The organism is Pseudomonas sp. COW5 (assembly GCF_026240005.1).
In the GTDB taxonomy this organism is placed as follows: Bacteria; Pseudomonadota; Gammaproteobacteria; order Pseudomonadales; family Pseudomonadaceae; genus Aquipseudomonas; species Aquipseudomonas kribbensis.
The window spans coordinates 2,190,749-2,202,568 of the sequence record NZ_JAPHVP010000001.1 but is presented as its reverse complement, the minus strand read 5'-3'; the positions used below and the strand labels follow the sequence as shown (position 1 = coordinate 2,202,568).

The following is an 11,820-nucleotide window of genomic DNA, read 5'->3' as shown; positions in this document are numbered from 1 at the left end:
TTGAGTCGAAAGGCCAGATTGCGGTGTGTGAAGACGCAATGAACCGAAAGTTCGAGTTCACAAAACACCGAAAACTATCCCATACCCAATTTGCTGAAGCGAGGCCATCCGGTCACGAGTCAGTACCCGAATTTCTTGACGACCATAGAGCGTTGGAACCACCTGATCCCATCCCGAACTCAGAAGTGAAACGATGCATCGCCGATGGTAGTGTGGGGTTTCCCCATGTGAGAGTAGGTCATCGTCAAGATTAAATTCCGAAACCCCTGTCTGCGAATGCAGACAGGGGTTTTGTCGTTTCAGAGCCTGCAAAAGCCTCATCTTCAAACCGCTCTGCGTGCCTTGCTGCTTCGACGAGCCTGCCATTTGCGCCACCAGATGTAGACGCCAGTCCCGGACAACCCCGCAATCAGAATACCCAATACCGCGATCATCACTTGCCCGGTAAAGCCTATGATCCGTCCCCCGTGTATCGGCAGCTGCAACCGATAAAACCGCTCTCCCAACGTCCCTTCTCCTGCGATCTCCTGCCCAAGTAATCGCCCATCCGTACCGTGAAAGAACAACCAGGATTTGCCATGGACCTCGGTGTCATGCTCTCCAAACCCCGCGCCGTAGAAGTTGTACTCAAAGCTGTAATACAACTCCCCGATCGCCGCTGTAAGCCCCAATCTTTCTCCCTCCTGCTGTGCCCTTTCGTAGGCCTGTTGATAACTCAATCGAGTGATCCCCAACTCATCGGCAGGCATTCGACCTCGGGCCTCATATACGCTCGGTTCAATCGGAGAAAACAGCGACACCATCGGTTTGAAGACCTGGCTCGGCAAGTTCATGGCGACGCTGCTGACGGCTATCGGCAGCAATAACAACCATAGCCACAAGCCCCCCGCCCGATGCAGATCGAAGTTGAGCCGATAGGCATGCCCACCCTTGATCTTCCAGGCGCTCGACCACTTCCTCCAAAAGGGTTTGCCTCGCGGTAACGTCAGCCAGAGAGCGATGAAGCAATCGATCACCCAGGCGATGGCCACCAATCCCATCAACAGCAAACCCCAGTTCCCGGGCAGCGTCAGGTTGTAGTGGAACTCAAGAATGAAAGGAATGAAGTTCTCTCGCTGAAAACAGCACTCGCCCCAATAGCGCTGGCCCTTTTGTTCGCCACTGACCGGATCGAGGTAGAACACCTGATTACGCTCATCGAACGGTTTTCCCGTCGCCGGATCATTACGTGGAACTGCCGCCAGCAACGCTGTGTGGCCTGCCTCATTCGGGTACTCCATGTACCAGACCTGCAGCTTCGGATGTGCAGATTGCACGGCATCGACCAGATCACCCGGTGGTAGGCGTTGCCCCTTGGCCGAAGTCGCATAAAACTCCGGGTTCAGCCACTCATCCAACTCATGGTTAAACGCGAGAATGCTCCCCGTGATTCCCGCCAGCAGCAGAAACACAGCCGTGGCCAACCCGATATACCGGTGCAGTAAAACCAGAAACGAACGCATGAAAATTTCCCCACGAATACGACAAAGCCAGTCCCTGAACCTCAGGGACTGGCTTTTTTATGCACAAGACAAAGGCTTAGAACTGGTAGCTGACCGTGGCGGCGACGTTGCGCTCTTCGCCCATGTAGCAGAAGTTCAGACTGGCGCAGGAAGCTACGTAGGATTCATTGGTCAGGTTGTTCGCATTCAGGCGTACATCGACGCCCTTCAAACCAACCTTGCCCAGGTCATAACCGATCGACGCGTCGAACAACGTGTAGGACGGCACCTTCATGGTGTTCTCTGCATCCGCCCAGCTATAGCCGACGTAACGCACACCACCGCCCACTCGCAGGCCATCAAGCGCCGCGCTGTTGAACTTGTAGTCCGCCCACAGCGAAGCCATGTGTCGTGGTGCCTGTGTTGGCGAGTTGCCTTTGTTCTCGATGACATTGCTCGGGGTGCTCAGGGTGCTGACCATCGACTTCGAGTACTCGATGTCAGTGAAGGTGTAGCTACCGAGCACTTTCAGGTTATCGGTGAGCTGCATGTGCGCCTCTAGCTCCAGACCTTGAGAGCGGACAGCGCCTACAGCACGATAGAAGTTTTCCTGCGGCAATTTAGTCGCCAGGTTTTCCTGGTCGATCCGGAACAGCGAGGCCGTGAACAGATTGTCGGTGCCGGGAGGCTGATACTTCAGACCCGCTTCCCACTGCGTGCCATCCGTTGGAGCCAGCGGATTGCCGGCGCTGTCGGCATAGGAGTTCGGGTTGAACGACTCCGAGTAGCTGATGTACGGCGCCAGGCCGTTATCGAACAGATAGAGCGCCCCGACACGGCCAGTCAGTTTGGTGCGCTTGTCACTGATCTCGGTGCCGACCGGGCGGCTCGCTTCGGCAATCCGGTTCTCCTCGGACGTCTCTACCCAGTCCTGACGCAAACCGAGGGAGAAACGCCATTTGTCCATTTCAATCAGGTCTTGCAGGTAAACCCCGGTCTGCTCCAGACGACGCAGATAACTGGTCTCACCATACATATCGATGGCGGCATTGCCGTACACCGGATTGAACGCATTGATCGGCGCCAGACCACCGCTGGTCCAGTCAACCACGGTTTTGCGCCGCTGATAGTCCGCCCCCATCAGTACCGTGTGCTTGGTCGCGCCGGTGAAGAATTCGGCCTGGAGCATGTTGTCGACGATGAACGCATGCAGGCGTTCGTCACCGCCGGTGTAGTAGCGATTCAGTTCGTTACTGGTCGGCGACGTCCAGCCATAGGCGTACACCTGATCCATGTTCACTTTGGAGTCGAGGTAACGGAAGTTTTGCCGCGCGGTGAAGACGTCGTTGAAGCGATGTTCGAATTGATAGCCGAACGACTGCTGATCGCGGGAATAGCCATCGACTCCCGGTTCGCCCTCGAAGAAGTGCGGTGAGATCCGGTTGCCGTTGCGCTGATGAATCGTGCCGTCGGCCGGTACGCCACCGTGATAGCCGCCATTCGGGTCATGCTGCAGATACGCCTGCAGGGTCAGCGAAGTGTCTTCGTTGAAGTCGATGCTGACTGTCGGCGCGAGGGCGAAGCGTTTTTCCTTGTTGTGGTCGAATTGTGTGTCGGACTGATCCGTCAAACCGATCAGACGATAGGCGATGCGCTTGTCGTCATCGACCGGACCGCTGAAGTCAAAACCGACACCGCGCTGGCCCTGAGTGCCAACCGTGGCTTGAACCTGGTGATAGGCCTCGTACAGCGGTTTCTTGCTGGTCAGCGCCACCAGTCCGCCCGGCGAACTGCGGCCGTACAACACCGACGACGGGCCTTTGAGGATGTCCACGCGCTCGAGGAAATACGGATCGACCTGCATCGTGCTGTAGGTGCCGCTGTCGCCCATGGACTTGAGGCCGTCGAGGTAGATGTTGTCCACCGAGCCGTCGTTGAAACCGCGCATCGCCACGTAGTCGTAACGGTGCGTCGCGCCATAGGGGTTGGTCAGCACGCCGGGGGTGTAGCGCATGGCCTGGGACACGGTTTGCGAGCCCTGGTCGTCCATTTGCTCGCGAGTGACCACCGACACGGTTTGCGAGGTTTCCAGCAGCGCGGTACTGGTTTTGGTGGCGATCTGACTATGTGTCGCGTTGTAGCCGTCCATGCTGCCCAGTGCGTTGCCGAGTGCGAAGCCTTTGATGTCGGTGGTTGGCAGGGCCAACGCTTCGGTTTCCGCGATGGAGCGCAAGACGTAGCTGCTGCCGTCCTGGCTGACCGCCTCCAGACCCGAGCCGCCCAGTAGATGACTCAACGCCTGATCGGTCGAATACTCGCCCTGCACGCCGGGTGATTGTCGGCCTTCAGTTTGCTGCGGGATCATCGACAAGGTGATGCCGGCCTGGCGCGCAAACTGATTCAGCGCCTCGCCCAATGGCCCGGCGGCGATGTTGTAGCGGTGGCTGCTGACCTCACTGGCGCTTGCCGCGACGCCCAGGTTCGGCAGCAGGCCGACGCCCAGTGCCGTGGAGAACAACGCGGCCTGAATGGCGCGGCGCAGAAGGCCCGATTCGGCAGTGAAATTCAGAGGGTTCTTACAGGTAACGCGCGCAGTCATTGTAGGTTTCCGTTGCTAGTCGCGAAGGCTGAGTTGAAGTGCTTACTGACTAAGCCGGACTTGCCATGAAAACCCGCCAAAAAAATTTCAGACCGCTCGTTCCAGCGTTACCCACCAGCGGGTGCGATAGCGCAACTGCACCGGCAGGGTCTGCGGCAGGATCGCCAGCAGCTTGTCGGTATCATCGAGGCGGAACACGCCGGATAAACGCAGATCCGCGACTTGTGCAGCACAACTCAAGAAGCCTGGACGATAGCGACCAACCTCTTTGAGGAAGTCACCCAGGCGCATGTTACGCGTCACAATCAGCCCGTCGACCCAGGCCCCGGCATCCATGTCCAGCGGCGGAGCGGGGCGCGCCTGATGGTGATCAATCAAATAACTCTGACCGGCAAGCACCTCGGTGGAGGCGCCATCGCTCGCCCGTGGCGAAAGAATCGCGACCCGGCCACTGGTGACGCTCAGGCGCGTGCAATCGGCTTCCTGACGCAGGATGAACCGCGCGTTGAACGGCTCATAAATGCCATGGCGGCTTTGTACCCGCAGCGGTCGATCATTTGACGAACCTTCATCGACCCCGCCGCAGGTCACGATGATCTCGCCCCGAGTCAGTTTGATCAGCCGCTGTTGCGCCGTGTAATCGAGGTCCGCGGCGCTGGCCGTGTTCAGTTCGATCCGCGTGCCGTCAGGCAACTGGAATCCACGGCGTTCGCCGGTGGCGGTGGCGTAATCGGCGCTCCATTGCTGCCAGGCCGACGTATCTCTGGCCAGCCATGCGGCGGAGCCCATCACCAACGCACCGGACAGCAGCTTCAACGCCTGGCGGCGACCGAGGCCCTGCGCACTGTTTTCCAATGTATTGAATGCCACTTGTGCGCCTGGCACGGCACGCAGGTTGTGGGTCAATTCGTTTTGCAGCGACTGCACCCGTTGCCAGGCCAGTTCGTGATCGTGGTGCTCGGCGCGCCATTGTTCACATTGGTGGTTCAGGCGCGGATTGCCGTGGTTATTGCGCAGGCGCAGCAGCCAGTGAATCGCCTGTTTGACCACTTTCTGCTGTGGCTCGGGGTTTCGGGCGACTGACAGGTTATCCACCGGCATCAGCTTTCGTACCGCAACACGTAGCAGTGATACAGCGCATCGGCGACGTAGCGCTCCACCGAGCGCAAGGACAGGCCCATTTGTTCGGCAATCTGCTTGTGGGTCAAACCTTCGCATTGCGCCAGCAGAAACGCCTGACGCACTTTGGGCTTCAGTCCTTCAAGCATGCGGGCGATGCTTTCCAGCAGTTCGATCACCAGCGCGCGGGCTTCAGCGCCGGGTGTCTCGGCTTCGGGCAAATGGGCGATGGTTTCCAGATACGCGCGTTCGATTTCTTCGCGACGCCAATGGTCGATGACCAGACCGCGAGCGATGGTGCGCAGAAACGCGCGGGGCGCCTTGAGTTCGAGACGTTCGGTGCGTTGCAGCAGGCGAACGAAGGTGTCCTGGGCCAGATCCGCCGCATCGGCCGCATTGCCCAGTCGTGTGCGCAACCAGCCGTTGAGCCAACCGTGATGACGACTGTAAAGCGCCTGTACCGCAAACTCAGATGAGGACATGAACGCGACAGCCCGAACGTCACAAATGATAATTAGTCGCATTGTCATCAAGGGTTACAGAATTTGCAACCGGCGCTGCAAAACAGTCATCAAAAAATGACAGGCGAACGCTCTGGCACGCCGTTCGGCGGGAAGCTGGCAGAAATGCCGTCCATTTCCTACAAAACGCTAAGTTTTCTCCGAATCGTGCCGACAGACTGGTGAGACATGCGTGCACCAAAGTAGAGCAGCCATCAGAACGCTGCCTGCGCTGTACATGGAATGTTGCATCCGGAACGCATCCCCACTTTTGGCATAAGAAGTCCCATGAAATGAATCTCAAGTTCAGCCATAAAATCCTGTTGGCCGCCTCGGGCGTCGTGGTCCTGGCGTTCGCGCTGTTCACGTTGTACAACGACTATCTGCAGCGAAACACCATTCGCCAGAACCTGCAGTCCTCCGTCCAGCAGGCCGGCGACCTGACCGCCAGCAGTGTGCAGAACTGGATGAGCGGGCGGATTCTGGTGCTGGAAAACCTCGCGCAGAACGTCGCTCATCAGGGCAAGAACGCCGACTTCCCGGGGCTGGTCGATCAACCGGCCTTCACCTCGAACTTCCAGTTCACCTACGTCGGCCAGGCCAACGGCGTGTTCACCCAGCGTCCTGACGCGAAGATGCCGGACGGCTACGACCCGCGTCAGCGTCCCTGGTACAAGCAGGCCGTGGCCGCTGACCAGACCATGCTGACCCCGCCATACATGGCTGCCGTTGGCGGTCTGGTGGTGACCATCGCCATGCCGGTGAAAAAGAACGGCGAGCTGCTCGGTGTGGTGGGCGGTGACCTGAGTCTGGAAACCCTGGTGAAGATCATCAACTCGGTGGACTTCGGTGGCCTGGGCCACGCGTTCCTGGTCAGCGGTGACGGTCAGGTGATCGTCAGCCCGGACAAAGATCAGGTGATGAAGAACCTCAAGGACATCTACCCGAATGCCGATGTGCGCATCCAGAAGGGCAACCAGAACGTGGTGCTCAACGGCCAGGAGCGCATCCTGTCGTTCACCCCGGTCACCGGTCTGCCGAATGCCGAGTGGTACATCGGTCTGTCGATCGATCGCGACAAGGCCTACGCCGCACTCAGTCAGTTCCGCACCTCGGCACTGATCGCGATGTTCGTCGCAGTGGGTGCGATTGCGGTATTCCTGAGCCTGCTGATTACCGTGCTGATGCGTCCGCTGATCACCATGGGCCGCGCGATGCAGGACATCGCCCAGGGCGAAGGTGACCTGACCCGTCGTCTGGTAGTGGAAAGCAAGGACGAGTTCGGCGAGCTGGGCAGTTCGTTCAACCAGTTCGTGGAACGGATTCACGCGTCCATTTCCGAAGTGTCTTCTGCGACTCGTCATGTACACGACCTGTCGCAACGGGTGATGGCATCGTCCAACGCCTCGATCATTGGTTCCGACGAGCAAAGTGCGCGCACCAACAGCGTGGCTGCCGCGATCAATCAACTGGGTGCCGCCACCCAGGAAATCGCCCGCAACGCCGCCGATGCTTCGCAACACGCCAGCGGCGCGAGCGAGCAGGCCGATGACGGTCGTCAGGTGGTCGAGCAGACGATTCAGGCGATGACCGAGCTGTCGCAGAAGATCAGCCTGTCGTGCACCCAGATCGAAACCCTGAATGCGAGCACCGACAACATCGGCCACATTCTCGATGTGATCAAAGGCATCTCCCAACAGACCAACCTGCTGGCGCTCAACGCGGCCATCGAAGCGGCCCGTGCCGGTGAAGCCGGACGCGGTTTTGCGGTGGTGGCGGACGAGGTGCGCAACCTCGCTCATCGCACTCAGGAATCGGCGGAAGAGATCCACAAGATGATCACCTCGCTGCAGGTCGGCTCCCGCGAAGCGGTGACCACCATGAACGCCAGTCAGGCGTCCAGCGAAGAGAGCGTTGAAGTGGCAAACCAGGCCGGTCTGCGTCTGGTCAGCGTGACCCAGCGCATCGGCGAAATCGACGGCATGAACCAGTCGGTGGCAGCGGCGACCGAAGAGCAGACCGCGGTGGTGGAAACCCTCAACGTCGACGTCAACCAGATCAACCTGCTGAACCAGCAGAGCGTGGCCAACCTCAATGAAACGTTGAAGGATTGCGATGCGTTGTCGCAGCAGGCCAACCGTTTGAAACAACTGGTCGACAGCTTCAAGATCTGATCGCTTGCGATAAAAAACAGCCCGCTGCGGAGTGATCCGCAGCGGGCTTTTTCATGCCTTACACAAACAGCTTCAGCACATTGCCCATCGCATCATCGGCAAACCCCTGGACGAAATTCTGGAACCCCGGCAGCGCTTCCGGCCCACCGCTGGCCGGCTCGGCGATGATCGTCCAGGTCGCTCGCGACTTGCCCGCGCCCAGCGATTCCACATTCATCGCCGCCCACAGATTGGCCACACCCAGGGTGTTGTAGATCGTGGTCCAGGTCATGCTCAGCGCCTGGTCGTCCCGGGAGTTGAGTTGCTCGACCACCACGTTGCCATCCTTGAAGAATTTCTTGCGCAGCGAAGACACGCCTTCGCCGGTCATTTCGATGTGCGACAGCGCTGGAATGAAACGGTCGAAGCCGTCGAATTGGCCGACCACCGTCCACACCTGCTTGGCGTCCGCCGGCACTTCCACCGAAGACACAACGTGGCAGCCGTGAGGGTTCTTGATCAGGGTGTCGGGTTGTAGATTGCTCATGGTGTTGCTCCTTGGTTGATGAGTCAGATGAAGTTGATTTCTTTCAGGTAGTCGCAGCCGCGACGCAGCAGCGCCGGGGATTTTTCCGGGTAGTGCGCGCCCATCTGCAGCACGCCGGCCTGGGCGTTGGCGTGACCAATCAGGGAGATGTCGCCGATGTCTTCCTCGAAGCCGTTGAGGTAGAAACCGAGCACGCCGAACAGCGCGTTGTCGGCATCGACCCGGCCCAGTTGCTGTTGCCAGTCGGCGACGCTGACCAGCGCAAACTCGCTGCCGGTTTCGCGGAACGACGCGACGTAGGCATCCCAGCTCAGGGGCTCCGGGTTATGCAGGTTGAACACCGCCCGTTCCGCCGAATAACGGCTGGCGTGGAAGGCGATGAAGCGGGCGAGAAAGTCCACCGGCATCAGGTCGAAGTTCAGCGCGAAGGCCGGCACCTGGCCGAGCTGGATCGAGCCCTTGAGCATCAGCATCAAACGGTTCTTGTGCGGCTGGCAGACGCCGCTGAGGCTGTTGAAACTGATGTTGCCGGGTCGATACAGATTGACCCGCACCCCACGTTCCCGCGCCCGTTCGAGGATGCGTTCGCCGACCCACTTCGAGAGGTTGTAGCCGTTGCGGATGTAGATCGGCGGTGTCGGTGCGGCGGGCAGTTCCAGCACCCGCCCTGCGTCATCCACAGTGCTGGAGGCCGACAGTGTCGAGACGAAATTGAACACCTTCTTGCTGCGGCCTTCGCACAACCGCAGCAGTTCGAAAATCGGTTCGACGTTGTCCGCCGCCAGCGACTCGTAATCGAGGACGTGATTGACGTTGGCCGCGTTGTGCACCAGCGCGCCGAACTCGCGATCCAGTCGCTCGAAGTCTTCATCAGCCAGGCCCAGTTGCGGCCGGGTGATGTCGGCCGAATAGACCCGCACCCGACTCAGGTCCAGATGCTCCAGCCGGTTCTCTCGCAACGATTGGGCAAAACGCTGCGCCGCCGTTTGTCCGCCACCGTCGCGTACCAGGCACGCCACTTCGCTGGCGCCCCATCCCAGCAACGCCTCGACGATGTGCACGCCGACAAAACTGTTGGCGCCGGTGACGATCACCTTGTGCACATCGCCCATGCGGCTGATCGGCAATGGCTCGATGTCCAGTGGGCGCTCGGCGTCGGCCATGGCCTGGGCGCTGAGCACTGCGCTGTCATCGGTGCCGCGCACCAGCGTGGCAAGCTTGGCGATGGTCGGCAGTTCGATGAAGCGGTTGATCGAGATGCTGCGGCCGAATTCCTCCCGCAGACGCAGGAGCATGCGCGACAGCAGAATCGAGTGACCGCCGAGATTGAAGAAGCTTTCATCGGTGGAAATGTCGCTGGTCGGCAACTCCAGCAGTTCGCCCCAGATCTCCAGCAGCAGCGCTTCGTCGGCGTTGGCCGGCAGGCATTTCGGGCCGCTGTCCTGCACGCTCACCGGCAGTTCCAGCAAGGCTTTGCGGTCGACTTTGCCGTTGGCGGCGAACGGCATGTTCGGCAATTCCGTCCACGCCACCGGTTGCATGTAGTCGGGCAAGAACTGCTGGGCATGTGCCTTCAGCGCATCGCGGGCGGCGTCCGATTGTGGCTGGGCGAGGAACGCCAGAATCCGTCGCTGACTGTCGATCACCACGGCGATTTGCCGATACAGCTGACTCTCGCGCAGGCAGCGCTCGATCTCTTCCGGCTCGACCCGGAAGCCGCGAATCTTCACCTGATTGTCGCGGCGTCCGCACAGCTCGATGCCGTCCTCGCCCCACTTGGCCATGTCGCCGCTGCGGTAGGCGCGCAGACGCTGGCCGTCCGGCAACGCCAGGTCCAGATAGCGCTCGGCGGTCTGCTGCGGATTGTTCAGGTAACCCAGGCACACACCGGGGCCGACGATGAACAGCTCGCCCACCGTTTGTTCCGGCACCGGTTGCAGATCGTCATCGAGGATCAGTACCTGACTGTTGGCAATCGGCCCGCCGAGGGTGCGATTGCTGTCGCCCGGTTGCAGTTGCCGTGCGGTGATCAGCACCGTGGCTTCGGTGGGGCCGTAGAGGTTGTGCAGCTTGCCCTGGCGCGTCAGTTGCTCGATCACGAACGGCTCGCAGACATCGCCGCCGGTCATGATCTGCCCGACGATTTGCAGTTGCTCCAGCGGCAGGATGCTCAGCAGCGCCGGCGGCAGGAACGCGTGAGTCAACTGTCGGCGGCGGATCAACGCCACCAGTTGCAGCGGATCGCGGCGCTGGTTGTCGTCGGGCACCACCAGTTCCGCGCCTTCGAGCAGGGTCGGGAAGATGTCGATCAGCGACGAGTCAAAACTCAGCGACGAGAACTGCAGCACCCGGCTCTCGGCGTGCAACTGCACGTAGTCGGCGTACCACGCCGTGAAGTGCGCGAGGTTTGCCTGACTGAGCAGCACACCCTTCGGATGGCCGGTGGTGCCGGAGGTGTAGAGCGCCATGCACGGTGCATTGAGCTCGGGCCGATGAAGCATCAGCGGTAGCGCCATATCGACTTCAGTGCGGTCGATGCGGCAGACATCCAGCCCCGGCATCGAACCGCTCAGCGGGTGTTCGCCGTCGTGCAGCAACAACACAGCACCGGCGTTTTCGAGGATGTACTGCTGGCGCTGAAGCGGATGGCTTGGCTCCAGCGGCAGATACACCGCGCCGCTGCCGAGTACCGCCAGAATCGAAGCGAACAGCGCATCGCATTTCGGCAGGCAAATCCCTACCACCCACGGTTGCGGATGCGCCTCCAGCATTGCCAGCAACTGCTGCTGGATCGCCCGGCTGTGATCATGCAGCTGGCGATAGCTGATCGACTGCTCGGCGAGGTGCAGCGCCGGGCGTTCGGCATGCTCGATCAGGCTTTCTTGCAGGCGCTCGATGACCGGAATCCGCGCCTGTTGCAGCAATGCCGGATTGGCCGTTGCATTGAGGCGATGGACATAGGCCAGGCTGTCGAGAAACAGCAGGTTTTCCACCTGCTCGAAGTCTGGTGCACGGGCCGTCGTCGCGTGCTGAAAATATTCGGCATCGCGGGAAAAGCGGCTGACCAGCAGTGCCACTTCGTCCACCACGAGTGCGAGTGTTCGCTGGCGCAGGGCCTGACCGTTGCCGGAGGGGGCGTCGGCGATGGGCACGCGGCTCAGCAGTGTCGAGTTGCAGAGGCACAGCAGATCGAGCACCGGCAAACCGCCGGCGCCTGGTGCACCGATGCCCAGACGCAAAGTCAGGTGCGGTGTCGTGCCGTAGTTCTGCCGCGCAAGACTGCCGTCGTCGATCACCAGATCCATCGACGGAGCCGCTTCCGACAGCAATGAATGACCGTGTTGTTCGAGCTCCAGCGCCAGGTCGGTCAAGGCCTGGCTGCGGCCCTTCAGCAAAATGTCGAGACGTCTCATGTCAGCCT

General features: G+C 60.2%; 7 protein-coding genes and 1 rRNA gene. 2 read left to right on the top strand and 6 right to left on the bottom strand.

Features of this window, described 5'->3' with window-relative positions; genetic code table 11:
* The first annotated feature begins 134 nt into the window (after nt 1–134).
* Nucleotides 135–250 (top strand): 5S ribosomal RNA (gene rrf / locus OQ248_RS09905).
* Nucleotides 251–323: 73 nt separating this feature from the next.
* Here rrf and OQ248_RS09900 read toward each other — a convergent pair.
* The 4 genes from OQ248_RS09900 to OQ248_RS09885 form a co-directional block, all read right to left on the bottom strand.
* Entirely contained in the window at nt 324–1,502 is a 1,179-nt protein-coding gene (locus OQ248_RS09900; protein WP_265812741.1) for a PepSY domain-containing protein, read from the bottom strand.
* A 76-nt stretch (nt 1,503–1,578) separates the two neighbouring features.
* Complete coding sequence (locus OQ248_RS09895) at nt 1,579–4,080, bottom strand: TonB-dependent siderophore receptor (protein ID WP_265812740.1); 2,502 nt, start codon at nt 4,078–4,080, stop codon at nt 1,579–1,581.
* Between the two features lie 87 nt (nt 4,081–4,167).
* Nucleotides 4,168–5,181 carry a FecR family protein gene (locus OQ248_RS09890; RefSeq protein WP_265812739.1) on the bottom strand — a complete coding sequence of 338 codons (1,014 nt, stop codon included), beginning with the start codon at nt 5,179–5,181 and terminating at the stop codon, nt 4,168–4,170.
* Nucleotides 5,181–5,681, bottom strand: a complete 501-nt coding sequence (locus OQ248_RS09885; protein WP_265812738.1) for a sigma-70 family RNA polymerase sigma factor — start codon at nt 5,679–5,681, stop codon at nt 5,181–5,183. The genes OQ248_RS09890 and OQ248_RS09885 overlap by 1 nt, the downstream gene beginning before the upstream one ends.
* A 311-nt stretch (nt 5,682–5,992) precedes the next feature.
* Between OQ248_RS09885 and OQ248_RS09880 the strand changes: the two genes are divergently transcribed.
* Nucleotides 5,993–7,873 carry a methyl-accepting chemotaxis protein gene (locus tag OQ248_RS09880; RefSeq protein ID WP_085712595.1) on the top strand — a complete coding sequence of 627 codons (1,881 nt, stop codon included), beginning with the start codon at nt 5,993–5,995 and terminating at the stop codon, nt 7,871–7,873.
* A 58-nt stretch (nt 7,874–7,931) separates the two neighbouring features.
* On the opposite strand, the gene OQ248_RS09875 is transcribed toward OQ248_RS09880, so the two are convergent.
* Complete coding sequence (locus OQ248_RS09875; protein ID WP_265812737.1) at nt 7,932–8,399, bottom strand: SRPBCC family protein; 468 nt, start codon at nt 8,397–8,399, stop codon at nt 7,932–7,934.
* A gap of 23 nt (nt 8,400–8,422) precedes the next feature.
* On the bottom strand, nt 8,423–11,812 hold the full coding sequence (locus tag OQ248_RS09870) for a non-ribosomal peptide synthetase (RefSeq protein ID WP_265812736.1): 3,390 nt from the start codon (nt 11,810–11,812) through the stop codon (nt 8,423–8,425).
* Between the last annotated feature and the right edge of the window lie 8 nt (nt 11,813–11,820).

Bases quoted from the DNA above. Each gene is read 5' to 3' on its own strand.
- OQ248_RS09900 (WP_265812741.1), bottom strand. From the start codon at position 1,502: ATGCGTTCGTTTCTGGTTTTACTGCACCGGTATATCGGGTTGGCCACG.
- OQ248_RS09895 (WP_265812740.1), bottom strand. From the start codon at position 4,080: ATGACTGCGCGCGTTACCTGTAAGAACCCTCTGAATTTCACTGCCGAA.
- OQ248_RS09890 (WP_265812739.1), bottom strand. From the start codon at position 5,181: ATGCCGGTGGATAACCTGTCAGTCGCCCGAAACCCCGAGCCACAGCAG.
- OQ248_RS09885 (WP_265812738.1), bottom strand. From the start codon at position 5,681: ATGTCCTCATCTGAGTTTGCGGTACAGGCGCTTTACAGTCGTCATCAC.
- OQ248_RS09880 (WP_085712595.1), top strand. From the start codon at position 5,993: ATGAATCTCAAGTTCAGCCATAAAATCCTGTTGGCCGCCTCGGGCGTC.
- OQ248_RS09875 (WP_265812737.1), bottom strand. From the start codon at position 8,399: ATGAGCAATCTACAACCCGACACCCTGATCAAGAACCCTCACGGCTGC.
- OQ248_RS09870 (WP_265812736.1), bottom strand. From the start codon at position 11,812: ATGAGACGTCTCGACATTTTGCTGAAGGGCCGCAGCCAGGCCTTGACC.